Here is a 26,203-nt window from a genome sequence, read left to right as displayed (position 1 = left end):
TCCCGGCATGTGTGTCTTCAGAAAGGAAAGGTTTGAATCGAGTTACAACGAGCCGATGGATTGCTGGATCAAGGGGCGCTCCACCGACGCGCCGGATTGGGGAAGCTCGCGGCGGTAGAGCCGCTGCGCTGCGGCCTTGTCACGCAGCACGTATTGCAGATAGCCACCAGCAAACAGCGCCGCTTCGGTGCGCGCGTCTTTTCGCTGGAGAGAGTTCTCGGGCGTGGAGGCGTCGATGGCGGCAAACACCGCGTCGACACTGCCCTGGCCCGCATAGAGGTTGAGTAGCGCCTGCTGCTGAGCATTGGCCGCACGTACACCCACGGTGGCCCGCGCCAGCTTTTCGCGCAGCGGGGCGACGTCACCGCGGTAGCTGCGTGCGTCCAGCCAGAGCTGCCAAAGTTGCGCATACCCACTGAGGTACGCGTCCTGGCTTGCAGCCAGCAAGGCAAACGCATTACGCGCGTCGTCGAAGCGGCCCAGTGCCACCAGATTCACAGCCGACGGCACTGCGGCCGCGGCCGCCATGGGCGTGCTCTTGAGGAGGTCGTAGCGCTTGCGCGCCTCCTGCGGGCGGCCCGAAGCATCGTCCACCAACGCCTGCTCGAACGACACACGGGCATCTTCCGGCGCAATGCGTGCGGCGCGCTCCAGATAAGGCTGGGCATTGGCGGCGTCGCCAGCGAGGTAATAGCGGTGAGCCTGGTCGACCAGTTGGCCCGCAACCACCAGGCACGCGGTCGACGGCTTGGCGGCGACCGCCGCAGCCGCCTCGCACGAAGCGGCGTCATTCGCCATCGGCTTGACCGAAGCTGCCGGTGCCTCGGCGTGCACGGCGCCAAACGAAGCGAACAGCAACGCGATGGCCGAAGCGATCAGCGGGGCGCGCTTGGAGACCTGACTGGTTTGAATTGCATCGAATCGCATTTTCATCACACCTACGTTCAGAAGGAAAACCGGAACTCAGGGCGAATCCATTCACTTGCGCGATGTGCGTGGCCTGTTCCAACGGCTCGCACGATTCGCCCTGATGTCGATCTCGTTCCTGTTCGTCTTGGGTGTGAACTTCGTCGGCCTTGCGACGTTTTCATCACCCTGACGATCACGATTCCTTCGCCTTCAGGAAATCGCCTGTGATGCAGTCGGCGCTCTTGTCTTGAGCTGCCGTGATCTCTGTCATTGGCGACGGAGCTAATGTGCGACTACGGCCACATCCAAAGAATCGGATTTGTCCTAGCGCAAGCGATTTTTCGGACACGCGTGTCACAACGCACAATCGCGCAGTCAGCACCTAGGAAAAGTCCGATGTCGCGTCTCCGAGACGCACGGATAAGCTGCAAACGCGCTTATGGCGCGCCCGCACTGACCTTATGAACTCCCCTTCCCGGCCGCTTCAGGAGCGGCGCTCACCGCGAACTTTGGCGTTACCTACCCCACCCCTGTGCAAGGCAGACCCTCACACCAGGGATTCACATCCCTGGATGCCTAATGGACGCCGCTGTCCGCGGGTTCGGTCCTGCTGTTGGGGATTGCATCGATAACCCTGATGACTCATCGCCGTCGCAAAGTCTCCGGGCATGACGCCCGCCTTGGCATCGACCACCGATGTGTCATTCCTTGCTTGGTCGATTAGGCATGAACATGGCGCTCGACACTCGATGGCTCTGCCGCATCGCACTGGTGCTGATGGCTTGGTTGGCTCTTCCGTATTCCAAACCGGCGCACGCAGATGCCTTCCAGGACACTTCGGCCAGCGGGCTTACTGCCGAAGAGGAAATCTGGCGACGCGAACACAATGTGGTACAGGTCGCCGTCTATGCCGGCGACCATATGCCTCTGGAAGGTTGGATAGGTGGCCAACCCCAGGGCGTCGGCGTGGACTACGCACGACTGCTTGCGTCCTATGCTGGCCTGCGTCTCGAATTTCATCCGTTCACGGAGTGGACGAATACGCAGGACCCGCCGAAACTTTCGCCTGATGTGGATCTTCTGGTGGCTCAGGGGATTCTTCCGACGACATCCGATCGCTTCAGCTACCTGCGCCCCTATATGACGGGTGGTGCCATGGTGGTCGTGCGGCAGGACAACCAGCTCATCCAGAGGGACAGCACGCTCGAAGGGCTTCGTATTGCTGTTGAGCGCCCCCTCATCGGCTACAACGAGCAGATTCGCAAGTACTACCCCAAGGCCATTCCGGTATACGCCAATGATGGTGCCGACGCGCTCGACATAGTGGCCCGAGGGGATGCCGACCTCTACCTGGGCACAGGTGTCGCTCGCACGCGAGCACTTCTGCAGCATAGGCCACGCGACGATCTTCGCATTCTCGGCCAGGGCATCATCCCCCCCGACTCCATCGCGTTGGCACTGCCCAAGAATCGCGAGGTCCTGACGCGCATCTTGCGCAAGGCCGAGCTTCACATCAGCCAGGACGACCTGCTTCAGTTGCACAAGCGCTGGGGCATAGACAAAACCGTTGACTCGCTGCCGCCGCCGTCCAGTCCGCTCACCGCCGAACAGAACGAATGGCTTCGCCATCTTCCCGAACTACGCGTGGCCTACGAGACTGACCGCTATCCCTACAGCTTCGACGACAAGGGTGAATTTTCGGGGATCGCGGCTGACTACTTGCACTTGCTCAGCCAGCACCTTGGCCTCCGGTTCAAGCTCGTACCCGCCAATGACTGGACCGAGATAAAGAAACTCGTCGATGCGCACCAGGTAGATCTCATCGCTGCGGGTAGCGTCAACGATTTCGCCGGCCAGGACATGATGTTCAGCCAGCCGTACGAAACGTTTCCCGGAGTGATCGTGACGCGTGTCGGGGGACCACCCATTGCGGGGCCGTCTGATTTGGCACGACGGGTTGTCGCCATCCGCGAGGAACAAAGCATGCTGTCGCGCGCCAAGGCGATGCTTGGCGCAAGTACGCTGGTTCCGGTGGGGAGCAATGAAGCCGGCTTGGCGATGGTGGCCAGTGGCAAGGCGGATGCGTATATCGGCACCCTTCCCGCCATCGATTCGTTGATCCGCAATCGTTATGCGGCGGAACTTCATGTGATTGGCCCCGCCGGCATCGATCTGGATCTCGCACTCGGGCTACGGCCGTCGGATGCGGCGCTGCTCCCCTATATCAATCGAGAGTTGAATGGCCTGGGCGGCGCTCAACGCCAAGCCATACGGGCGCGCTGGCTTACCACGGACTATTACTACGGCGTGCCGTGGGCGTGGGTGGTGACGGGCATAGGAGCGGCGGTCGTCCTCTTCGGCCTTGGCGGCTTTGCCTACCGGCGCCTGCGAAAGGCCATGAACGACAAGGAACACGCGGAACGCAAGCTTGCCGACGAGCTGAGCTTCCAGCATGCACTACTCGAGACGCTTCCCTACCCCGTTTTCGTCAAGGACGGCCAAGGCCGCTATCTGGCCGTCAATCAGGCCTACGAGCAGCTGCTTGAAATCTCGCGCAATGACATCCTTGGAAAGACTCTTGTCGAATCAAGACACACGCCTGCACTTTCGCCCGAGGAGCAGCACGAATCGGACCTGAAGATGTTGGAGAGTGGCGAAAGCGAGCGTTCAGAGGTGACGCTTCCCCCAGTCCCAGGCGGCCATCAGGTGCACAGCTATATCGCTTGGCGCCGACCCTTTGTGAGCGCGGCATCCAGGGAAAGCCGCATGCTCGGCACGATCGTTGATGTCAGCGATATCCGAAGCGCGGAGGCCAAGGCGCGAGAGACGGAACAACGACTCTCGGACATCACTGAGGCGATGCCATCCGTCGTCTTCCAGCTCCAGGTCAAGGCGGGATCCGGGCGAACCTTCACGTATGTAGGCGGCGACTCGAAGGCTCTCCTCGACCTGACGCCGGAAGAGATCATCGCTGATGAGCCCGAGCTGGCACGACGGATTCATCCTGACGACAGGGTGCGCCTGCTTGACCATGTGCATGACGCGGCCGACGCGCTCAAACCCATGCCCGCCATCGACTTCCGACTGAAGGTCCGGGGCGAGTGGCGATGGCTACGCACGGAAGGCGGGCGAGCACACAGGCTTCCTGACGGTGCCGCCGAATGGAGTGGGTACTGGATCGACACAACGGAAGCCCACCAACAGGCTGAGGAATTGCTTGCGGCCAAGGCCCAGGCCGAAACCGCCGTAGCGGCCAAGGGAGCATTCCTGGCGGCGATGAGTCATGAGATAAGAACGCCGATGGCTGGCGTGGTGGGACTGGTGGAGCTGCTTTCCCGAACCCATGTCGATACCGAGCAGGCAACCATGCTGGGGATGGCGCAGGACTCGGCCAAGCTGCTGCTGCAGATACTCGACGACATCCTCGATTATTCGCGTATCGAGGCGGACCGTGTCGACCTAGAGACGGCCCCCTTTGACCTCCATCAGCTGGTCGACAGTGTGGCCGGGCTCTTCTCCGTAGGAGCAGCAGATCGGGGGCTGAGTCTCCACGCTATCCACGATGGCCTCGTAGGGCGTGTTTTTGCGGGTGACGCCCTGCGCATTCGGCAGATTCTCACCAACCTGATGAGCAACGCGCTCAAGTTCACCGATACCGGCCATGTGACTCTGCGCGTCGTGCTGCTGGAGTCAACGGACAGCATCCAGCTGATCCGCTTCATGGTGTCGGATACCGGGATCGGCATCTCTCCAGCCAGCCTGTCCCGTCTGTTCCAGCCGTTCACCCAGGCAGAGCAGTCAACCACCCGACGGTTCGGTGGAACCGGGCTTGGCCTGTCTATCAGTAAACGCCTCGCAGAAATGATGGGCGGCAAGCTCTACCTGAAGAGCCAGCCCAAGAAGGGTACTGATGCCATCCTTGAGCTACCGATGCACATGATCGAGGCCGCGGAGACATCACCCGAGTTCACAGGGAAAATGGCATCGGTGGTGATCTCGGATGAGCTTCTATTCGAAGAGATCAATGGTGCCCTGCATGCACTTGGCATTGACGTGCGCCGTGAAAGCGCTTTCGAGCATGGCGCTGATTTGTATATCGGTGAGACTGGCAATTCAGGCAGGCAGGAGATGGCCGTCAGTGACAGCATCTCCATTTCGCCCTCCATGGCGGCTTCATCCGGCACGTCGGAAGTTGTTCGAACAGGCCCCGTGCTCTGGACGGCTGTGGCTGACGCATGTCGTCGTGCCATGCACCTGGAAAACACGGACACGAAGCCAATCCCTACCCCATCATCCCGAGCGCATGCCGCTCGCATACTGATTGCGGAAGACCACCCAATCAACCAGGCGCTCATCCATAGGCAGCTGGATGCGCTTGGATTCGATCACGTGATGGTGAGCGACGGCGTGGAGGCACTGGAAGAACTCAGCACGGGGCGTTTTGATCTACTTTTGGCAGATTGCCACATGCCGAACATGGACGGCTTTGAGCTGACTCGGCAGCTGCGACGGGCTGAAGGTTGCGGTCCGCGCCTTCCGATTATCGCCCTTTCCGCCAGTGCGCTGCCGGAGCAGGTTCAGCAGTGCCTGGACGCGGGCATGGATGGTTTCCTGGCCAAACCGGTGACCCTTCATGATCTTGAAGCCAAGATCCTTTCAATAGTGGATCACCCAGGCCGCTCCACCCAGAGGTCACACGAGAGCGATGTCGACAGACAGGCAGCGCACCTCATCAACTTTTACAGGGAGCCCGCGCACTTGCGCGCGATTTTGATTGAGCTTCTTTCCATCTGCCGGAAAGACTTTGCCGACCTGGAAGGTGCTTTAGCGATCAATGACGAGGCGCGGCAGCGCTATTGGCTTCACCGGATTGAAGGCTCTCTGGGTGTCATTGGCGACATCGATGGCGTCGAGCCTAGTTCAGCGGACGCATCCATTGATGACCGGGTAGCCTCTATCGTTGCTCGGATGAGTCGCCTTGAAGTACTTGTTCGCAGAATCGAACGTAAGATGGACGACTCCGATCTCCACGACTGAGATATGACCCAGCCCTTTCTCACGCCGATGACAATCCCGCCATCGGCGTGAACTTGATTCATGGCGGGTCCTGGTCGATATCCTTCGCAGACCTCCGCGCCATATATAGAACGACAGCCACGGCGACGACGCACCCCACAATCTCCACCAGCATCGAATCATCCCCGATTGAACGTGCGCTCAGCCTACGACAGGCCGCACCTTCCTGGAGTCGGACAATTCCGCGTTCAATACGCATCCGCGTGTATTTGTCCGCACAGGATGACTAATGACGTGCAAGCCAAGTCTTCAATCACATCGCCGCTTGCTTGGCGGAACTGATAGGACTAATCCGATAGTGGCACGGCAGCGCCGTGAATAAGATCGGAACCTCCGAAACAAAAGGCGATGGGCTGGCATGGAATGGTATTTGCGCGTCATCCGCGAACACTACGCAGACTTCAATGGGCGCGCGAGACGCGAGGAGTTCTGGATGTTTACGCTTGTGAACATCGTCATTGCGTTCGTCATTGGGTTCGTATTTGGCCTGATGAAAATGCATTGGCTAAGTTCAATCTACTCCTTGGCGGTACTCGTCCCCGGAATTGCCGTGGGCGCCAGACGACTGCACGACATCGGCAAGTCCGGCTGGATGCTACTTATCGGATTTGTTCCCCTTGTGGGCCTGTACCTGATTTATCTACTGGCGCAGGACTCAGAGCCTCGGACGAACCGCTATGGCGCCAACCCGAAGGCAGTGATTTGATCTACACCCACAACATTAGGAGCTTCATGTGAGGAAACACATTCTTTCCGCCGTGCTGATCGGCTGCATCTCGCTGGCTGGCTGCCACGACGACCAATCAGCTTCCACCGCCGGCAGCGCTGCCGGCGCCAGCGCATCAACCGCAGCGACCACGGCCAATGCTTCCGCTACCACGTCGGACCTACCCAAGGCCTGCGACGAGTATCTCAAGCGCGCGAAGGCGTGCTTCGCCAAGGCCGACGCTTCCTCTGCGGCCGCCTTCCAGCAGGGCATCGACCAATCCACTGCACAATGGAAAACGATCACCGACAAGGACGCCCTTGGCGCGGCTTGCAAAGCGGCAAGCGACCAGTTCGCGCAAGTAGCATCGTCGCTTCATTGCGAGTAGTGAATGTCGCCACGAGAAGAGGGCTATCTGCCCTCCTCTCGTGGCCGAGCGGCATCGAACTGTTCCCTAGGCCGCGCCCTGGCCCCTGAAAGAAACCTAACGACCCAGAGCAAGGGTCAGATCGAGCGCCCGCCACGCAAATCATTGCAATGGCGCGTGCTACCCGGCATTCGTTGCGCGATCCGCCATCGCACTGCTTTGGGTGATTTCAAGTACCGCCCATCTCAGCCCCATTCAGCAGATCCGTCATGCATTCCATCACCTGCGATTCACGCAAGGCGTTCTCGATTCTGGCGTTTGGTGTGCTGTGCGTAGCGATCGTCTACGGACTCGCGGGGGTATGGCGAGATGGTAGTCGCGCAGCCGTTGCACTAGCCACGCTCAGTCCGGCGACGCTTCTGTTGTGGTCATGGTCCATCCGACTGGTTTGGACGGACGACATCATTTATCGGACCTACCTTTTTGGTGCCATCGGCCATACAGCTTTCGCCTTGCGAGACCTCAGGCGCATATGCGTATCGCGTAGCCCTGCAAATCGCGTGATAAGGGTCACACTCCACTTTCCGACGGGCAAGGTCAGATTTTGGGCCCTTCAGGGGGGCTTTCACGCAGCACTCAAGCGGGTGCAAGAGCGTCAGCCCTACCTCTACCGGTTCGCGACGCGGGAATGGTGCTAACTGTCAGGCCTGATGAGCTCTGCCGCACGCAACCAAGCCCTAAATTCTTCGACTTTCTCAGACAGCAGACTATCGAAAAGTCGTCTCGGTGATGACAGATCGGATTGTTCCGATATCTACCTCCAAGCGCGATCCCTAGCATGGCAAGCCATCAACAGCGACACAAGGAGTGTCAGATGAAGCGAGCTATCGCCGTAGTGGGCATGATGTTGGCCATGGGCCACGCTTGGGCGCAAAGCGAACCAAGCGCGTCCCGTGATGATCGCACCAGTGCAGTTGCCGTTGACTGCGTGAGCGGCGGGAAGAGCGCGGAGAGTAAGGAGGGCGACTCTTCCGATCGCCGCGATGGCGCCGTTGTGGCACCTTGCGGAGCCAAGGCTGCCAGCGCCGCGGCCGACGGCACTCTGACCCCCGTGTATATCGGAGCCGCTGTCGCAGCGGCGGCCACCATTGCGGGGGCTCTCTCAGGGGATGGAAGCCATCATAACGATGGGCCCGGTGGCACCGGTGGCACGACTGGCACGACGGGTACGACAGGAACGGTGGGAGGCCACTGATAGCCTGGGAGCTGGAGCGAAGGCTAAGGACATGCCAGGACGATGGCTTGTTTATCAGTGAAGAGAGGGCGGGCCTTGAGGCTCGCCCTCTTTACTTTGCGCCCCCAACGCACACTCGCTCGCACTAGAGAGGACGCTCGCTGTGAACAGGTACGCGGTCGCATTTTGGCCTAAAACTCGTGGATCATCGATTTGCATGCTTACGAAATACAGGTTCGTCATTGCTGAGCTACGGGCACGAGACCCTCACTTCGCGCGGCTGTTCTATCAGCATCACGACATCAATAGACAAATACGGACAGCAACGAGAAGCGGTTACCCAAACAACTCCCCGCTTATCGAAACGCTCACCCGAAAGAAGCTCGAAATCCGAAGCCAGATGGACGCGATCCTGCGCAGAGTACCGCGCGAGTAGGCGGCCTCCTCCCAGGCAAGTACACATCGCATAACGTCGCGGCGCACCGTAGCATCCTACTCGGTCATCGGATGACTGGTCGAACCGGAATCTGGCTTCAAGATGGCTCCAACGTCCCGGAATAATCCGATGTACACGACCGCGGTGATTCGCCTATCGTCACCTTGCCCCGAGCAATGAACCGGTCACCGGTTCGCACACTGGCTTCACCCCCTGAACGGCTGTGTGTTTAGCTCAAGGACTGGGGTGCAAAGGCGGATGTCCCCTGACGTCCGCCTTTTCTTTTGTCCGCGGACCATCGCGCATGCAACTCAAAGCACTTATTGTGAAGGTAACGTTGCACATGGCAGGCAGCGGATTTGTCCGATATGCGGCCTGAGTAAGCAGGCATACATTTGGCTTCGACGCTTGCACATAGTTGGACGGCTGATCGCCACGGTTCTTCCACCACCCGTAGTCGCGTCGCGACGCACAATCATCAACGGCCAATATCCTCCCAAATGAAGGCTCAACGGACATCGTCGGACCGCACGCTTCCCTCACCCTGCCCGGACGGAGTGAAGGGTAGCGAAGAACGGCCATCACCGCTTCTGTTGCTCCAGCTTGCCGCCAACAATGGCAACATTGCTGCATCCTACGAGTTGGCCACCCGCCTGGAGACAGGTGACGGACTGCCTCAAGATGTCATCGGTGCTTGGTATTTGTACGCATTTGGTGCGCAGCAAGGACATGTTCAATCCCAGAACAGTCTCGGCGTCATGTTCCACGCGGGATCAGCCATGGACCAAGATTCATCGGCCGCGGTTTACTGGTTCAAAAAGGCGGCCGTGAAGGGCGACGCCGCGGCGCAGAATAATCTAGGTTTGATGTATCTCTTTGGCTACGGCGTCGACATGGACGTCCAAGCGGCGCTGATGTGGTGTGGTCGATCCGCTGCACAAGGCTTGGCCGCCGGCCAGTACAGCCTTGGGTGGATTCACGCCAGTGGCCATGGCGTCCCCACTGATCATGTACTCGCCGAGACCTGGCTTCATTTTGCCGAAGCCGGTGGCGATAACCGTGCGCCGAGGATGCTCGATGCCCTGGCGAAGATTGACCTAGCGGCTCGGTGATACCCGGTTTGGAAGGCGGCTCAAAAGCGCTTCCTCCAGCTCATGATCGAGCATGAAAATGGTCGTCACCAGGTTCTGCGATTTCTTCTCGCCGCATTGGAGAGATGCCGCAGACCAAGTTTTACGGACTTCGACTCAACAGCGCCGAGTCATTCGTTAGATAGCACTAGCTGCAGGCATGCCCCGGAGCACTGGTAGGCGGCAGTTCGCTTAGTAGCCGCCCAACCAAGCGACCCCGCCGATCGCCATACACCGTGCCAGGCTGCAGACAGGCTCCCAATGCTTGCCACAGATGGGGTTCCGTCAAGTGTGCCGAAGGCGAATACCGAACAGCACGAATGCCACGCGATGCGATAGCGGCCCGCTGCAGGCGCATGCGCCTATCGAAGCCCAGAGAGGTCTCCCTGTGCTCCCAATGCAACGCGATGGAAATAGCGAGCAACGCGATACCAGCGACCAGAAAGGAGGCTGCCATTCCAATGACCTTTCGCGCCAAGGCGTGCAAATCGACCAGGCTGACCAGAAGCAACGCGGACAAGACGATAGCGCGCGGATGACATCGATTTAGCCATTCAGCACATGCGCCGATCGCTATCTGCCTTCTTGCGTGCCCTAAGGGTTGCGCCAGACCTCTGCCACCCGATATCGCAAGTCACTTGAGATATCCGTCTCCTCGGCTGTCCGGTCGTAACATCCCGCAACCCAGCCGGGATACGCGGTAGCAGCCAGGAGCGCATCACCGCCCGTCAGGACGTAAACCTCGGTTTCGGGATTCACGAGCACCGAGGTATAACCTACCCGCCGCGTGAGCATCGCGACCATTTTGGCTACCACTCCGATCCGCGTGCTGCTGCTACCGATTCGAGCAACAGGAGAAGGTAGCAACCGTTGCCTGGGGCGTTTAGCTAGTGCTGCTTTTGCTGCACTAGCCGTGAGGTTAGCGATAGAAGTAACTCCAGACATCAGACGTCGCTCCATGTGTGCGGTAGCCCCAGCGGCACCGCTAGAGATGCCCTCAAGAGAAAGCCTTGAAATTGCGATATGCACTCTGATCTTTGACCGAAAGCCTCATGCCAGTTGAGCGTCTACCCATGCCTGACCATCCAATGGCGCCGCTACCGTTTGAGACATCGACGACCTTGTCGAGATCCGTCCGGCCTCCTCACTTACGGATGAACACGCGGAACCGAACTACGGAAAGGGCGCGAAATACTTCCGACAGGAGAATGATGCCTCGTATGGCTGAAAGCCCTTGCCTATGGACAGACGCCAGTTGACGACTCAAGGTGCGGCGCCATCGATTTGCAACCGTCAAATGACAACGTCAATGTATTGATCAGATACGATCTGTCATATAGGAAACTTCCGAGTGCATCGTCACCGACAACGGCGCGTACTACCGCTCTGTAGCCTTTGTCGAAGCGCTGCGTGGCACGCGACACCAGCGAATCGCGCCATACACGCCCAGGCATAACGGCAAAATCGAGCGCTATAACCGAATACTCGCCGAGGAGTTCCTCTACGCCCACACATGGGCTTCAGAGAAACAACGCCATGAGGCGCTTGCAGTCTGGAACCTGCACTATAACTACCACCGGCCCCACAGCGGGGCGAACGGTAATCCACCTGCCTCACTAACTCCAACTCGCGTCAACAACGTCCTGGTCTCCTACAGCTAGAGAGCGGAATGACAGAACGGCGGAGGACGATGCTTACAGCAGATGGGTCCCTCGCCTATAGCGCGAACTGGCCAACGCGACAAAGGCTGTCATGCCGCAAGACGGCGCGCAGCCAAAGCCCTGTTCCCATGCTGTCGTCCCGTACCGCTGCGACATGCAAGCCTTAATCGATGTGCATCACGCAAACAAGCATGAAAGACTAAAACGCTGCAAAAGAGTGACCGCCGGCCCTTTGAGGAACGCTGCGACTGTCATGCTTTGGATGACCCGATCTATTCGCGTAAGCACCGACACGAAACCTCGGTCAGTTCGTCACCAACTTATCCTTTCACCCAGCCATCCAACCGGAGTGATTCACGGAAACTTCTTCATGATGGAATGCAAACACGACGACGGTTGAGGTGGAGCAGTTGCGAGCCTCACCTCAAACGCCGATTCCTCGAATCAGTCAAAGGTCGACGTCGTAAGCATGACCTTGGCAGGATGAGCTGCTGGCTCACGAACTGACTTCACAAAGTAGGTCGCAACCTCACTGGTGGCCACCGGGCTCCGTTCTAAGGCGGCGGTCTGCGACGCATAGGACATGAAGCGATGCTCAGCCACTGAGGCTACGCATGCGCCACTAACCAGGTCTGGCCTGCATGTGGGAGCGATCACGCTACCGGTAAAGCGGATCGTTCCCGCCGTACCCGCTTCTATCGGTGCGAGCACTACCAGGCCAAAGATGAATAATGCGAATTTACTGCGGTAAATCATGATATTCCCCCTATTTCGCAGCGATTGCTGCGGGGGAAACTATCGATTAATCCCATCAACCGACGGTGTGACCAACATCGCGCTTTGAATCATGCTGTACGGACACAACAAAACCCGCGTCAAGCGGCGCCTAATCAAGTTCCGTTGTTGATGAAAACCGGGAGGGTCTCTCTTTGCTCCTGCCGTAGTGGTGACTCGGCCAGACTAGGGATCCAAACTCGTGCGAGGAGGCCCTCTATCCGAGGAGCCCTAAGGGGCGCCCCCTTTTTTCTCGCGCATATCTCTTTGACGACGAAATGGAAAGAACTGCTGCGCCGTGAACCCTTCCGGCACATAGTCTCCGACGACACCGTAGCGGTCTGGAAATTTCTTCGTCGACTTCACCGCCGTCCCGAATAGGTAGTCCAAGAAGGCATAGTGAGCCGCGTAATTCTTGTCGATAGCCTCGTTGTCCGAAGCATGGTGCCAGTGATGAAAGTCTGGTGTCACGACCAAGTACTTAAGAGGCCCCCACGGCAAGTGCACGTTCGCGTGATTAAAGACGGCCTGGAAGCCGACCACGATAATGTAGGCATTCATTACGCCCTCACTGAAACCGAGGATGTAGAGAGGAGCCAACACGGCGACGCGCGTGACGATAAGCTCCAGCATGTGCTGGCGTGACCCGGCCAGCCAATCCATGGTTTTCACTGAGTGGTGCACGGCATGGAAGCGCCACAAGAAGGGCACCTCGTGGTAGCACCGGTGCGTCCAGTATTGCGCGAGGTCAGCGACGAGAATGCACAACATCAATTGCGGCACGAACCATATGCTCTGCAGTGACAGCTGGAAATCACCACGAATGATCCATCCGAACAAGTGGTGCAGCAGGAAGTTCACCACCAGCAACGCCAGGCCAACAATGAAGTGGTTCACAGCAAAATGCTTGAGGTCCGTTTGCCATTCTTTTCGAAACAGCATCTGACCCTTGTAGAGCGGAAACAACTTCTCAATCACGACGAACATCAACGTGGAACCGAGTAGATCGAGGATGAACCAGTCCAGACCGATATACGGTGTATGGTCGGGAAAATCGCCCACGGGAACCCGCGAACCACCCAGCGCCGCTGCGGTCATCACGAGCGCGAACGCGACCAGGCTAATGTTGCGCCGGCGCCTTAGCGCAATGTTGGCCAGCGACATGCCCCCCGCGATCAGCAGCGCCACAAGCAGCAGCTGTCGCAGGATATCGACCGAGTACTTGTGGCGTAGGTCGGGGGTGGTCAGGTATTGCGGAAAATGGAAGGCGAGCACGCCGAGCAGACAGAGGAAACCCAACGACAACGCGACCACACTGCTGATCTGGCCAATGCCCGGCTTGAGCTCCCCGTCACGCCGAAGAAGATCGCGCGTTTCAGCGATAGGAGCCTTGACGCTTCGAGGGATGGTCTTGCGAGCTAACTGCTTCTTCGACATGTCATGCACCCGGATCAATTCGTTAGGGGTCATGCGGAAGGCGCGCGGGCTGCGCAGGAGAGCGAAGCCTCCGCTGACGAAGTGACCATGCAGTATCAAAATGTCTCTGGCCGGACACCATCGGACGAATCCGAAGGCCGCGCAGGGGGTCAGCAACACGGAGTCACCTGCTTCGGCTCGTCGACGGTTAATCTAATGTCAGCCCCTAAGCGTCAACCCGGCACTCTCCTTCCTACAGCATGTGTTCCAGGGATGTAGCCGTTGCAGCTATACATATGGCCTGCAAGGCCCGTTGCGCCAGTTCCAGATCCGTTGTCGAACTGGCATATAACAAGGCTGAGGGCCACGCGAATGACCAGTGGTCTGGCGTCGATCTCCCACTCTGGCTCTGGGGCAAACGTGGGTCAGCAGCAAAGGAGCGACGCGCGACCTAGTTTGCTGAAACCAAGGGCCACACTTACGCAAGTCATTGCTTTTGTTATTTATTAAAAGGCACAAAGCCGCATTCCGGGGGCCAATATTAAATTAATATTTTTGCCGTTTTGGGATATTAAATCGGCGCCGGGCCCTGCCCTCACCCTTTCTTTGCAAGCACGGCGACCCAGCGTATTCATCGCGGCCGGATCGTTAGCACCCCCGCCCTTCACTTGGTGCCGCTTATGGCTCCGCCAAGGACAACCCCCGTCTGACGGACCTGCGCAATTGAACTGCTTCGAAGCGGTTTTGCCCGATTCCTTGCAGCTCATCCTGGCCACCCCTCGCGTCCCGCTGCCCTACTTGCCCGGCTGACGTTAGCCTTTCGCCATTTTCATCCAGCCAACTCAACCCATTTGGTCATGCGCCCTACGGAGAGGTTAAGTTGGTTGTAATAGAAAGATCTAAAGGAAAGAGCGGTTGCTTTAGCGCACCTTTTTTTGTGCATCGCCAGTTTTCTGGTGCTACGCCCCGCCTGCAGTGCAAGCCTACAAGCTTCGCAACACAGATCCGCGCCAGTCCGACGTGAAACCCCTCGGCGGCGACCACGTACCCTTGGCCACGATGCTCAGAGCCGCGCGAACGCCGCCAGGGTAATCCCCGTTGCCGAGCATCCCATGCGTCACCTCGAAAGCGATTTCGTCGAGCAGTTGGTGTGCACGTTTGTTGTCTGAGAGCTTGACCAGACGGGGGTAGCTGTTCCATAGCAGCGTTGCCAATGCGGGCGGGGCGCAGGTGAGCATGGCCTTGGCGGCGGGCTTCTCTTTTTGGACCGGGATGTCCTTCTCCCTGGTGAACTTGATCAAGCATGCACGCTCTTGTTCTGTGAGACCCCAGGTTGGGGCTATGTCCTTCTCGGCGAGGAGTCCCTGAAGCGCAAGGTACATTGCCTCGAACGGTATTTTCTTGGCTATCGCTTGATGAATTTCCTGCGCGAGTTTGTTTGCTGGGCGAGACGTGTCATCGCAGAGGTCGCTCTCGATGGCACGACGCTCCTCGCCTGACCTCCGTTGCGAGGTGAGACTTGAGCCATGCAATGGCTGATTTGAATGAAACGTAATTTGGCCTGTTACTTGACGAAGCGAGTCACCTGACGGAGCGCCTGTCACGGTGGCATGCCTTGATTCAACTGAATCGGTTTGAGTGGTTGAGCCAACTGATCGGCCGCCTAGCGTCTGTACTGATTCAGTTGAATCAGTACGCGCGAGAACACCGCCCGCTGCAACGCCGACCCTGGAGAGTGAGGCAGATGACTCACCACATAAGGTTCCAAAGCTTTCGTGCCGACCTGAGTCAGCTGACTCACCACTTGTGGATTTGAGAGCAATGCCACGGCAAGCGTCAGTGACGGTCAACAGATGTAAACCAGGCCCGGCAAGCTCAGTACGTGTGGGTGCTCCCCGCTCGAAAACAGTCTTGCGCTTGCAAAGGCCGGCCGTGGTGAGCTGCTTGTAGGCGTTGCCAGCGGTGTTTCGGTGGATCCCGAGGCGTTCCGCTGTCCATTCAAGATCCCTCGCTTCCGAATAGCAACCATCCTCCATGAATCGGGCAGCGATGTCGCAAAAAACGCGAAATGCAGCTCCGCTCATGTCGGCTTTGGCTAGTCTCTTCAATAGATCAATGAAGGCCCGGTTCAGGCTTTCATGGGGGCGTGACTCAGCGGCCCTCGGAGCTGACTCCAGGGCCTTTAGGGAGGCATACTTCATTAAATCAGGCCCCAGCCAAAGCCAGCGAAACCCAACTGCCCTGTACCAACAGTGCGTTTACGCTGGACGCCCAGTTGTTGTACCTGACGGCGAATGCGATGGATCGCCCTTGCAGGACCGGCTGTAGAGCGTGCAAGCTCGAGTATCAAGTCGGACGATGTATCACCTGCTTCTTCCGCTTCTTCTGCGTCAATCAGCATTGCTAGCGGATAGAAAATCTCGCCCTGTACGCAAGCAGTAGAGGCCGCGTCGAGCTCCAATTCCGTCACATGGACAGCTTGTCGACTACGAGAACCGCCTGCGCGCTGGTGAGGTGAACGCGCGTACGCTGATGCAGAGTGGCTGCTTCGAATGAAACCATTCTGAGGGAGCCACCTATTCCTGACCGGTTCGGGGTGCTTTTGCGAAAGTAGGTACAGCTCTTCCGAGAACCCGTCTCGCCCGATCTCCTGTGCTATGGTGTCACGAGATGCCGTCTCAACAGGGCGCGTATCTATATCTAGCTCGGTAGCGGTGTCGGCCGCTATCGAGCTTTTTTCTTTTAGGGAACGGAGATGTGTCATGCCACATCTCCCATGCTCATGGGGACGGCTTTTCGCGGACGACCCCGTCGCCTCGGGGAAGGCAATGCTGCCTCCAAGCCCCTTTCAGCTTTTTCGCTTTGCAGCGCAATGCGATCAAGGGTTTCAGGACCGGTGAATGGGACTCTCCCGGTCTCCAGCAGCGTTGCGACAAGGCGATCGTGTTCCAGCTTGGGTACCAGTCTGCGGTTCCCAAGCAGAACGGTGCGCGCCGGCCATTGCCCACGCGAGATGAGATTCCGGATGGAGTTGAGGGGAAGGTTTAAACTCGCCGCGTGTTCGGCGAGGGAGAGAAAGTCCGACATGGTTGGCTCCCGAAGGAACCCCTCTGCGCCCTACTTGGGGCGCGGCGCCCGCGCGGGACGGGGCCGAAAACCCGCGCTATGCGCCGCGGATCTGAGTCGGGATGGGCAGAACGCGTGGCGATAGCATCAAGGCAATGAGGCCTGCTCGTTCACGGAGCAAACGGGCCTGCTCCTGAGAGTCACGCTCAACAAGGCTAGCGCGACTCGAAGCAGCATCTGAGGCGAGTACGGACATTGCGTGCGTCGGCGGCCGTTCGAAACTGATCACCGTCTGGTGATCCAGCCGCCAGGCCAGGCGCCAATGCTGTCGTAGGAAGTCACCGAGACGGCGCGATTGCGCCGTCAGCAGACGGACCACGACTGCAACGACACCAATACCGATCGCTGCGTAAACCAGCGACTTGAGCAGACAGTGCACGGGCAAGACTCCGGCACAGTTCAATGTGACCAAGCCGGCTATGATCATCGGAGCGATGACCTTATTGAGCTCCGCGAGCTTGGTCTGCCGGTGTGATGCGCTCGCAATGCGCGCAGCTTTTTCCTGGATGAGATGAACCCAACAATGACGCTCCGACATCAGACGCCAAATGGTCTGACGAAACGTCGAGAAAGGGCTCAAAGAATGCTGCATCGTTTTAACAGCGTAGCCCATAGGTGATGAGCAGCGCCCTGAAGCACTTATGTCCGCAAGTGCACGCAACGAGAAGCTGAGAAGGTCGTCACATTTACGCATCGGCTGAGTCCCGTGATTGCCATAGAGCTGGCGAGGAGGGGGAGCCGCGGGGGATGCGTCCTGATATACGCTGTGACACGGTGGGGGAATTCTGGGGGAATACCCCTTCAAAATCCCCGCTCGCAACCAACTACGCGATGAAACAACAAAGTTTCAAATTGTTGATTTAACGAGCTTATCTGGTGCCGGCAGCAGGAGTCGAACCCGCGACCTACTGATTACAAATCAGTTGCTCTACCAACTGAGCTATACCGGCATGGGAGCGGAAGTCTAGCAGGCGATCGGCGCGACTCAAAAACATCCGGTACTGTGCGAGCCCACGCCGTGCAGGCGGCTGCGCCAGTCGGAGCGGCCATTGTCGGCGATCACCACGTCCAGCCAGTACTCGGGAACGCTTTCCGTGCGCTCGCTCATCTGGGCGGGGAAACCGGCCGAGATGACCTGGTCACGGCGGCGGCGGGCGTTGGCCGGGTCCTTGAACAAGCCCAGCGAGATGGTGTTGGACTGGTCGCCGCTGCTCACGATGAAGTATTCGCCGACATTCGCGGCACTGAGGCGGCGCCCCAGCTCCAGCGCCCGATCGCGGTTGCCGCCACCGGGCAGGTAGACCCACCAGCCGCTGGTCTGCGTGGTCTGTTCCTGGCGCGAGCGCATGCGGGCCGCCTGATTGCTGAGCGTCGTGCGCGCACTACGCATGTCGGCCTGGGTCGCGAAGGGTCCCAGCGCCATGCACGTATACGAGGTCTGGCGCGGCGGCGGTGCGGGTGCCGGAGCAGCGGGTACCGGAGCAGCAGGTGCAGGAGCCGATGAAGACACTGCGGGGGCGGCGGCGACCGAAGCAGACGCCACAGGGGCCACGGAGGCACTGGCGGCCGGCGGCGCCGGACGTTCGCTCAGCAGCTGCAGTTCGGGCACGCCGGCGTCCGTGGCACTGCGCCCGTGCACGTCGTCCTGGCCCAGCAACAGCCATGCGCCCACGGCGATATTGAGTGCAATCAGCAGAACGAAGAGCAGGCGCAGGAACATCGTCGATCCGTCAGGCAAACCACACGAGCCGGCATTCTAAAGAGCCGGCGCCAAAGGAGAATGTGCATCCGACCACACGGCCAGACCACGCAGCACGCTGTCGGAACTGAGCCGCGCAGGCGGCGTCAGCAAAGGCAGCAAGGCCTCGGCATCGCCACCGCCAAGAATCAGCAGCGGAGCACCGCCCAGCGGGGAAGACATATGCGACACGAAGCGTTCGATCAGCGCAGCCGCGGCCTGCCAGCAGCCGGAAGCCACGGCGTCGGGCGTGTTGTCGGCAGCCTCGAGCACCTGGCCTGGCCGCTCCACCTGCACGCGTGAGGTGGCGCCAAGCAGCGACTGCTGCATGAGCTGGGGGCCGGGCGCGATCAAGCCACCCAGATGCCTGCCATCGGCCGTGAGCGCATCGAGCGTCAGCGCGGTACCGACGCCGGCGAGAACGCACGACACGGGATCATCCGCATGCGCGGCCACCATGGCGAGGAAACGATCCACGCCCAGCCGACCCGGTTCCGGATAGGCATTGCGCACGCCACATGCTTCCGCAGGCGTACGCAGCCATTCGGTGTCGTGACCGAAGCAAGCGGACACCACCGCCGCCACCTGCGCCTCGCGTCCGGCATCGACCACCGATGCGCCGAAAACATCGCTCGGTACGGGCAGATGGCGCCACACATCATGCAATGCGAGCACCACGTCTTCGTTCCAGCCGACCGCACCCTGCGCGTGCCAACCGGCGCCCTCGCGCAGCGCCCACTTCAGGCGCGTATTGCCGAGATCCAGCAGCAGCCTCATGCGCGGCGCACCGAGACATCGGCGCTGTCGATGCTGTGCAGGCCGTCGCTGGCCTGGAGCAACAACGCGCCGCGCGCATCCACGCCCGCGCCCACGCCTTCCATCGCCCCTTGTGCGCCCTGCACTCGCAGTGCCTTGCCGCGCAGCAGATCGTGTGAGGCATATTCCTCGGTGAAGACAGCGAACCCTTCGCGTTCGAACTGGATCAACCCTTCGGCCAGTGCGCCGATCAGGGCAGCTGCCACGCGATTGCGGTCCGGGCCCACGCCGCCGCTCAACGACACGAGATCATTCACGGGCTGGCCGGCTTGCTCGCGCAAGGCCGGCGTGAGGCGGACATTGAGCCCCACGCCGATGATCGCGGCGCACGGCCCCTGGTACTCGCCACTCAGCTCCACCAGGATGCCGGCGACCTTGCCGTCGTCACTGAGCACGTCATTGGGCCACTTGAGGCCAGCTCCCTGGATGCCCAGTGTTTCCAGCGTGCGCATGACGATGACACCGACCGCGAGCGAGAGCCCGGACAGCGCAGCGAAGCCTGCGTCAAACCGCTTGAGGCAGGAGAGATAAATGTTGAGCCCCGGCGGCGACAGCCAGCTGCGCCCGCGTCGGCCACGCCCTGCACTCTGCGTCTCGGCAAGGATCATGCTCAGGTCGGGCAACGTCGCCGCCCGGCGCTGGATCTCACTGGAGGTTGAGTCGATCTCCCAGTGAAGCTCCAGCTCTCCTACCGACTTGCGCACCGGCACAGGCAAGGCGGAGCGAATCGCCTGCGCGCTCAGCAACTGCAGCGGCCATGGCAGGCGATAACCCGCTGTGCCTTGCGACTGCACGGGCACGCCGCGCGCGCGCAGGGATTCCACCTGCTTCCAGATCGCGGCGCGCGTGACACCGGCACGCTCGGCGAGATGGGCGCCCGACACGGTCCCGCCGTCCGCCAATGCCGTGAGCAATTCCTGCGCCTGCATCAGGGCACATCCATGCCGGGCAGAGCGCGCGCGACGCTGCCGGAGACAAGGCGGGACAAGGAATAGAGGCAAGACATCGGCGAATTCTAGCCTGCCCTGCGACGGCGCCGCAGGTGTCGCGATCGCTTCCGTCCCATGACTTCTGGGACTCGCGACATTTTTCACGGGGTTCCGGGGCACTGGCATCAGCCCCCCGTTTCTGCCAGCATCGGGATCTCTGATTGCGGATCAAGGGGTTGAGCCGCCGTGGCTATCGGGAAAGTCTTGTTCGGATGCGTACTGTGTGTCGGCGGCGTCATGTCCGCATCGGCCATGGATGCTGACGGCCAGGATTTGTCCTCGATGCAGCGCTCGCTCGACAACAGCGCCAGCAGTCACGAGGGTGCGGGAACCAGCAGTGGCGGCGATGCACTGGGCCTGTCGCGTGAATCGCCTGCGCCGTCCGGTTCCTCGTCTTCGTCGTCCAGCAGCGACAACTGCCCGGGTCCGAATCCGGTGTCGCCGGCCCGCAATCGTCGCGCCACGCTCGGCTGGCAGTCGCTCTTGCCCGGCTCCATCCAATAAAGCTCCTGGCCCGTGCCGGACTCCTGGTGGCGGCGCTTCCGCGCCTACCTGACCCCTCCTCCGCTCCCTGACCCGCTCTGGCGTGAAGCCATGGACGCCTGTCCGCTGGCGCAGCGACTGGATCGTCCGCGTCAGAACGCACTGCGCGAGCTGGTCTGCGTCTTTCTCGCCCGCAAGCGCTTCCATGCCTTGGCCGGAGCAGAACTGACGCCGTTGCATCAAACGTTGATTGCGATGCAGGCCAGCTTGCCTGCCATGCGGCAAGGTCCGCGTGCGTTGCGCGGCTGGCGCGAGATCCTGGTGTATCCGGGCGAATTCAAGGTTCGCCGCAGCCATCATGACGACCACAGCGGCGTGGTGACCGAAGGCGACGAGGCACTGATCGGCGAAGCGTGGGAACGCGGCCCGCTGGTGCTGTCGCTCGCCGATGTGCAACTGGACCTCGAGCAGCCGTGGGACGGCTTCAACGTGGTCGTGCACGAGATCGCGCACAAGCTCGACATGCTCGATGGATCGCCCGACGGCGTGCCCCTGCTGCCACCGCATATCCAGCGGCGGCAGTGGATCGTGGCGTTCCAGCGCGCGTTCGATCACCTGTCCAACGACGTGGCGCGCGGCCGCGACACGCTTATCGATTCGTATGCGGCAGAAAGCGCCGACGAATTCTTCGCCGTGGTCAGCGAGCTGCACTGGTCGCAGCCAAGTGTGTTGCGACGGGCGGACGCGGCGGTGGCGGAGTTGCTCACCGCGTATTACGGGCCGTCGCCGGCGCCCCATTGAAGGGCGGCTTCAGTGTGGGAGCGCACCCTGTGCGCGACAACCCCACGCTACCGTATCGACGCATCGTTGCCGTCGCGCACAGGGTGCGCTCCCACACAAAAGGTTCGCGCTCAACCCGGCGGCAATTTCACGCTGAAACGCGCGCCGTTGAATTCTGGCGAACGATCGACCACCAGCTCGCCGCCGTAGGCGCGGATGATGTCCTGCACGATGGAAAGACCGATGCCATGGCCTTGCACGCGCTCGTCGCCACGCACGCCACGCTGCAGCACGCTCTCGATGTTGTCATCATCGATGCCCGGGCCATCATCTTCCACGCTCAGCCACAGGCCGGGACGCGGGCGCCCCGCCACCGGACGCATCTTCACCACCAGCAGCACGCGGTGGCGCGCCCACTTGAAGGCGTTCTCCAGCAGGTTGCCCATCAGTTCGAGCAGGTCGCCCTGCTCGCCGTAGAACGCCGCGTTGTCGTCGATATCGAATTCGCACAGCACGTTCTTGGCGGCGTAGACCTTCTCCAGGCTCTGCACCAGGTCTTCGGCATGACCGGCGATGGGAATCGCGGTGGTGGCGAAGGTTTGGCGCCCCGACGTCGCCGCGCGCGCCAGCTGGTAGGCCACCAGCTCGTCCATCTTGCGGACCTGTTCCAGCACCGTGTCGCGCAGGCCCGATTCGCCGCTTGCGCTTTCAAGGCTGGAACGCACCACCGCCAGCGGCGTCTTCAGGCTGTGCGCGAGATCGGCCAACGTATTGCGCGTGCGCACGCGCTGCTCGCGCTCGCTGTCGATGAAGGCGTTGATGCGCCCGGTCAGGGCGGTGAGCTCGGCCGGATACTGGTCGCCGAGGTGGTCGCGATCGCCACGCTCCACGCGCGACATCTCGTTGGCCACCTTGCGCAGCGGCGTCAGGCTCCAGCGCAGCAGCAGCATCTGCAGCAGGATCAGCATCACGCCCAGCGAGGCCAGCCAGAAGATCAGGCTGCGCCGGAACACGGCGTTGCGGCCTTCGAGCTGGTCCTCGGTCTGCGCCACCATGAAGGTGAGGTGCACCGATTTCTTCTCGGACGTGTCCAGCGCCACGCCGTAGATGTAGTAGTACAGCCTGCCCATGCGCGTATCGACAGGGCCGACAAACTGGCCCTGTCCGGGCTCGAGTGGATGCAGGAAGCCGAAGTCGCGCCCGATGGCGGACGGCGACTCCCAGCGGAAACCGTTGTCGCCAATGGCGACGGCGTAAAGCCCCGAACCCGGCCGCGAGAAACTCGGGTCGGGCGGCGTGTCAGGCAGCAGCACCTTGCCGGAGCGACCGACTTCGGTGCCGGCCAGATAGGCCACGACGAAATTCTGCAGGCGATCCTGCAGGCCCTTCAGTGCGCTATCGGCTGCGGTACGCGTGAGGGTGAGGCCGACCACGCCAAGGAAGGCGGCCAGCACAAAACCCGTGGCCAAAGCCGCGCGCGCCGCCAGTGAGAACGGGCGGCGCGGCGGTGGCGGATCATTCGTCTTCGCTTTCGCTGCGAGGGATGGCAAAGCGGTATCCGCGTCCACGTACCGTCTCGATGGGCTTGAGGTTGCCTTCCGGATCGAGCTTCCTGCGCAGACGGCCGATGAAGACCTCAAGCACGTTGGAGTCGCGATCAAAATCCTGCTGGTAGATGTGCTCGGTGAGGTCGGCCTTGGAGACCAGCTCGCCCGCGTGCAGCATCAGGTATTCCAGCACCTTGTACTCGTAGCTGGTGAGGTCCACCGGCTTGCCTTCCACAGTCACCGTCTGCGCGGTGGTGTCCAGCTTGATGGGACCGCAGGCCAGCACCGGCTTGGACCAGCCGCTGGCGCGACGCACGAGTGCGTTGATGCGGGCCAGCAGTTCCTCGACGTGGAACGGCTTGACGAGGTAGTCGTCGGCGCCGTGCTTGAGGCCTTCCACCTTGTCCTGCCAGCCGCCACGGGCGGTGAGGATCAGGATGGGATAACGCTGGCCGGCCTCGCGCAGCGACTTGATCAGGTCCATGCCCGACATCTTGGGCAGGCCCAGGTCGATGATGGCCAGGTCGAAGGGCACTTCGCGCCCCATGTACAGGCCTTCTTCACCGTCCTGGGCTGCATCGACGGCAAAACCATCGCGCTTCAGGCGGGCAGCGAGCGTTTCGCGCAGCGGCGCCTCGTCCTCAACCAAAAGGATGCGCATCAGTGTTTCTCCTTGTTGCTCTCGCCGTCACTGGACGGGTTCTTGGTCGAATCGTTGGAAGCGGTCTTGGCTGCTTCCGTCGTTACGGTCACCACGCGCACATGCCCTTCGGGCGTGAGGACCTTGACACGATGTTCGAATGAGCTGCGCCCGCGCCGCACGGTACTGGCCGACAGTACTTTGCCGCCAGTCTCCTTTTGCACCTGGACCACCGCCTGCTCCAGCGACATGGCCGGTTCGGCGGATTGCGCCGCCCAGACGGCCGGTCCGGCCGACAGCGACAGCAGCAATACCAGGGTGCGCAGAATTGTTTTCATTTCGTTAAACAGACCCAATCACTCCGCAGGGCGGAACCACATCGTCGTTCAGACTAGGGAATCGGGGCTGAATATTGACCGGATAACCGCGCGGCGTCACGCCGCCACCCGGGGTTGAGCAATCGCCTGTTCAAGGAGTGACCAACCCGCGCCCGGCAAATGGGCACCTTCGCTAAGCCGCCTACGGAATCCGCGGGCACCCGGTTCGCCCTGGTAAAGCCCCAGGATGTGCCGGCTGATGTGCTTGAGCGCAGTGCCCCGGGCCAGCTCGGCCTCGATATAAGGACGCAGCCGCAGCAGCACGTCCTCGCGCGTCGGCATGGCCTCCCCATAAAGCGCGGCCTCGACCTTCGCGAGCACGTAAGGGTCGTGGTAGGCCGCGCGCCCGAGCATCACGCCATCCACCTGGGCAAGGTGCGCCTGCACCTCCTCGACCGTGGTGATGCCACCGTTGATCACGATGATCAGCTCCGGAAATTCGCGCTTCAGCCGGTACACGCGCTCGTAGTTGAGCGGCGGGATCTCGCGGTTTTCCTTGGGGCTCAGCCCTTGCAGCCACGCCTTGCGCGCATGCACCACCAGCACTTCGACGCCGGCGCCAATCATGGTTTCGGTGAACTGCTGCAGGTCGGCGTAGTCGTCCTGGTCATCCACGCCAATACGGCACTTCACCGTCACCGGCACATCCACCGCGTCGCGCATGGCCTTCACGCAATCGGCCACCAGAGCCGGCTCGCGCATCAGGCAAGCGCCGAAACGGCCGGACTGCACACGATCGGACGGACACCCCACGTTGAGGTTGATCTCGTCATAGCCCGCATCGGCGCCGTAACGCGCGGCGATGGCCAATTCTTCCGGTTCACTGCCGCCCAGCTGCAGCGCCACCGGATGCTCCTGCTGGCTGTGCTCGAGCAGACGCAGCTGCTTGCCGCGCACCAGCGCGGCGCTGGTCACCATCTCGGTATACAGGCGGGCATGCGGCGACAGCAGGCGGTGGAAATACCGGCAGTGACGGTCCGTCCAGTCCATCATGGGCGCGACGGTGAGCCGCCAGTCGTCCTTTTGCAGCGGCTGGCGGGTGGGTTCGGGGGAGACTGACATGCCCCTATTGTACCGGCTGGCTCAGGAGGCCGCGGGCGACTGCCCCTGGCGCCAGGCCAGCCAGCGCAACGGCAGGGCCACCATTGCGCAGATCACCGCGCCGACGAGTGAGCCCAGCTGGTACGCCGCGACGCCCCCGAACAGGGCCGAGGCGAAGCACAGCTTGTAGAGCAGCTCCCGCGTGGCGCTGGCGGAAATGTGCGCGGTCAACCTGGCCCGGAAGGCCACATAGCCCCACAGCAGCGCCAGGCCGGCATAAAGCACCGCAAAGGCCAGCGCGTAGACGAGATAGGAGCCTTGCTCCTGGGAATGGGTCAGTGCAAAGCGCACGACCACCGGCGTCAAGGCCACCACGCTCAACAGGACCATGTTGATGATCGTGCCCGGACCGTCGATGTCGCGCAGGTGGGACACGATGAGCCGATGCGCCATCCAGATCACGCCGATCAGGAGGAAGCTGAGGAAATACACCAGCAGCGAAGGCGCCCAGGCCTGCCACAGCGTCACGCCTTCACCCACCTCGGGCCTGATTTCGATCGCGGACAGCGTGATCGCAATGGCGAAGATGCCATCGGACAGCATCACCAGCCGCTCAAGATGCTTTTGCGCCACCGGCCCTTCGGCCGGCGTAGGCGTTCCCTGCGTCATGTCCCTTCCCCTGATGTCGGCAGGAGGCGACGCGACGATCACCCTTTCCCGAGTGCGCCGCCTCTCTGGTGACATGATGCCGCAGCCATCTATCCCTCGCGAGTGCTGCCCGGCCCGGCTCATCATCAAATCCGCGTAACACCGCGGCAGCGCGGGTTCCTGGCGCGAAGACGACGCCAACAAACGGCCGCGGCCCGATCATGAACGGCGCCGCGCCCGATGGCATAATGCACGCCCATACGCTGCACCCAGGCAGCACTCGTCAGGCGCAGCGGCTCATCGCCTTCC

21 protein-coding genes, 1 tRNA gene and 1 pseudogene are annotated in these 26,203 nt (G+C 60.9%); 8 read left to right on the top strand and 15 right to left on the bottom strand.

What is annotated here, in order from left to right; genetic code table 11:
• Positions 1 to 42: 42 nt before the first annotated feature.
• A complete protein-coding gene (locus tag EPB08_RS02900; RefSeq protein WP_130617544.1) occupies positions 43 to 927 on the bottom strand; it encodes a hypothetical protein in 885 nt (294 codons plus the stop codon).
• Positions 928 to 1,635: 708 nt separating this feature from the next.
• Between EPB08_RS02900 and EPB08_RS02895 the strand changes: the two genes are divergently transcribed.
• The 6 genes and pseudogenes from EPB08_RS02895 to EPB08_RS02870 all read left to right on the top strand — a co-directional run.
• On the top strand, positions 1,636 to 5,946 hold the full coding sequence (locus tag EPB08_RS02895) for an ATP-binding protein (RefSeq protein WP_165418374.1): 4,311 nt from the start codon (positions 1,636 to 1,638) through the stop codon (positions 5,944 to 5,946).
• Between the two features lie 397 nt (positions 5,947 to 6,343).
• Positions 6,344 to 6,691, top strand: coding sequence for a DUF805 domain-containing protein (locus EPB08_RS02890; RefSeq protein ID WP_130617542.1), 348 nt, complete (start codon positions 6,344 to 6,346; stop codon positions 6,689 to 6,691).
• Positions 6,692 to 6,743: 52 nt separating this feature from the next.
• Positions 6,744 to 7,079, top strand: a complete 336-nt coding sequence (locus EPB08_RS02885; RefSeq protein WP_130617541.1) for a hypothetical protein — start codon at positions 6,744 to 6,746, stop codon at positions 7,077 to 7,079.
• 1,430 nt (positions 7,080 to 8,509) lie between these two features.
• Positions 8,510 to 8,728: an HP1242/YdcH family protein gene (locus EPB08_RS21395; protein WP_130617540.1), complete on the top strand. Its 219-nt coding sequence runs from the start codon at positions 8,510 to 8,512 to the stop codon at positions 8,726 to 8,728.
• 593 nt (positions 8,729 to 9,321) lie between these two features.
• Positions 9,322 to 9,840: a tetratricopeptide repeat protein gene (locus EPB08_RS02875; RefSeq protein WP_165418373.1), complete on the top strand. Its 519-nt coding sequence runs from the start codon at positions 9,322 to 9,324 to the stop codon at positions 9,838 to 9,840.
• Positions 9,841 to 11,213: 1,373 nt separating this feature from the next.
• A pseudogene (locus EPB08_RS02870) lies at positions 11,214 to 11,519 on the top strand (integrase core domain-containing protein); the annotation flags it as partial.
• Between the two features lie 444 nt (positions 11,520 to 11,963).
• Here EPB08_RS02870 and EPB08_RS02865 read toward each other — a convergent pair.
• The 9 genes from EPB08_RS02865 to EPB08_RS02825 form a co-directional block, all read right to left on the bottom strand.
• Positions 11,964 to 12,275: a fimbrial protein gene (locus tag EPB08_RS02865; protein ID WP_130617538.1), complete on the bottom strand. Its 312-nt coding sequence runs from the start codon at positions 12,273 to 12,275 to the stop codon at positions 11,964 to 11,966.
• 249 nt (positions 12,276 to 12,524) lie between these two features.
• Positions 12,525 to 13,889: a sterol desaturase family protein gene (locus EPB08_RS02860; RefSeq protein WP_229238186.1), complete on the bottom strand. Its 1,365-nt coding sequence runs from the start codon at positions 13,887 to 13,889 to the stop codon at positions 12,525 to 12,527.
• Between the two features lie 803 nt (positions 13,890 to 14,692).
• Positions 14,693 to 15,010 carry a hypothetical protein gene (locus tag EPB08_RS02855; RefSeq protein WP_130617537.1) on the bottom strand — a complete coding sequence of 106 codons (318 nt, stop codon included), beginning with the start codon at positions 15,008 to 15,010 and terminating at the stop codon, positions 14,693 to 14,695.
• Between the two features lie 899 nt (positions 15,011 to 15,909).
• On the bottom strand, positions 15,910 to 16,473 hold the full coding sequence (locus EPB08_RS02850; RefSeq protein ID WP_130617536.1) for a hypothetical protein: 564 nt from the start codon (positions 16,471 to 16,473) through the stop codon (positions 15,910 to 15,912).
• A 399-nt stretch (positions 16,474 to 16,872) separates the two neighbouring features.
• The gene (locus EPB08_RS02845; RefSeq protein ID WP_130617535.1) at positions 16,873 to 17,448 is read right to left on the bottom strand and encodes a hypothetical protein; all 576 of its coding nucleotides are present in this window, start codon (positions 17,446 to 17,448) and stop codon (positions 16,873 to 16,875) included.
• A gap of 261 nt (positions 17,449 to 17,709) precedes the next feature.
• Positions 17,710 to 17,785 (bottom strand) — tRNA-Thr (locus tag EPB08_RS02840).
• Positions 17,786 to 17,820: 35 nt separating this feature from the next.
• Entirely contained in the window at positions 17,821 to 18,555 is a 735-nt protein-coding gene (locus EPB08_RS02835) for an SPOR domain-containing protein (RefSeq protein ID WP_130617534.1), read from the bottom strand.
• A 36-nt stretch (positions 18,556 to 18,591) separates the two neighbouring features.
• The gene (locus EPB08_RS02830; RefSeq protein WP_130617533.1) at positions 18,592 to 19,350 is read right to left on the bottom strand and encodes a type III pantothenate kinase; all 759 of its coding nucleotides are present in this window, start codon (positions 19,348 to 19,350) and stop codon (positions 18,592 to 18,594) included.
• Positions 19,347 to 20,318 carry a biotin--[acetyl-CoA-carboxylase] ligase gene (locus tag EPB08_RS02825; protein ID WP_130617532.1) on the bottom strand — a complete coding sequence of 324 codons (972 nt, stop codon included), beginning with the start codon at positions 20,316 to 20,318 and terminating at the stop codon, positions 19,347 to 19,349. Before EPB08_RS02825 ends, EPB08_RS02830 begins: the two co-directional genes overlap by 4 nt.
• 297 nt (positions 20,319 to 20,615) lie before the next feature.
• Here EPB08_RS02825 and EPB08_RS02820 point away from each other — a divergent pair, with 297 nt between their 5' ends.
• Together EPB08_RS02820 and EPB08_RS02815 are read left to right on the top strand one after the other, a co-directional pair.
• A complete protein-coding gene (locus EPB08_RS02820; protein WP_229238185.1) occupies positions 20,616 to 20,882 on the top strand; it encodes a hypothetical protein in 267 nt (88 codons plus the stop codon).
• 12 nt (positions 20,883 to 20,894) lie between these two features.
• Positions 20,895 to 21,662 carry a M90 family metallopeptidase gene (locus EPB08_RS02815; protein WP_130617531.1) on the top strand — a complete coding sequence of 256 codons (768 nt, stop codon included), beginning with the start codon at positions 20,895 to 20,897 and terminating at the stop codon, positions 21,660 to 21,662.
• A 110-nt stretch (positions 21,663 to 21,772) separates the two neighbouring features.
• On the opposite strand, the gene EPB08_RS02810 is transcribed toward EPB08_RS02815, so the two are convergent.
• The 5 genes from EPB08_RS02810 to EPB08_RS02790 form a co-directional block, all read right to left on the bottom strand.
• Entirely contained in the window at positions 21,773 to 23,191 is a 1,419-nt protein-coding gene (locus tag EPB08_RS02810; RefSeq protein ID WP_130617530.1) for an ATP-binding protein, read from the bottom strand.
• Entirely contained in the window at positions 23,157 to 23,849 is a 693-nt protein-coding gene (locus EPB08_RS02805) for a response regulator transcription factor (RefSeq protein ID WP_130617529.1), read from the bottom strand. Before EPB08_RS02805 ends, EPB08_RS02810 begins: the two co-directional genes overlap by 35 nt.
• Entirely contained in the window at positions 23,849 to 24,166 is a 318-nt protein-coding gene (locus tag EPB08_RS02800) for a hypothetical protein (protein WP_130617528.1), read from the bottom strand. The genes EPB08_RS02805 and EPB08_RS02800 overlap by 1 nt, the downstream gene beginning before the upstream one ends.
• Before the next feature lie 96 nt (positions 24,167 to 24,262).
• Positions 24,263 to 25,267 carry a tRNA dihydrouridine(20/20a) synthase DusA gene (dusA, locus tag EPB08_RS02795; RefSeq protein ID WP_130617527.1) on the bottom strand — a complete coding sequence of 335 codons (1,005 nt, stop codon included), beginning with the start codon at positions 25,265 to 25,267 and terminating at the stop codon, positions 24,263 to 24,265.
• A 21-nt stretch (positions 25,268 to 25,288) separates the two neighbouring features.
• The gene (locus EPB08_RS02790) at positions 25,289 to 25,915 is read right to left on the bottom strand and encodes a TMEM175 family protein (RefSeq protein ID WP_130617526.1); all 627 of its coding nucleotides are present in this window, start codon (positions 25,913 to 25,915) and stop codon (positions 25,289 to 25,291) included.
• Positions 25,916 to 26,203 lie beyond the last annotated feature (288 nt).

Source organism: Dyella amyloliquefaciens, assembly GCF_004296575.1.
Taxonomy (GTDB): domain Bacteria; phylum Pseudomonadota; class Gammaproteobacteria; order Xanthomonadales; family Rhodanobacteraceae; genus Dyella; species Dyella amyloliquefaciens.
This window is presented reverse-complemented; position numbering and strand designations above follow the sequence as displayed.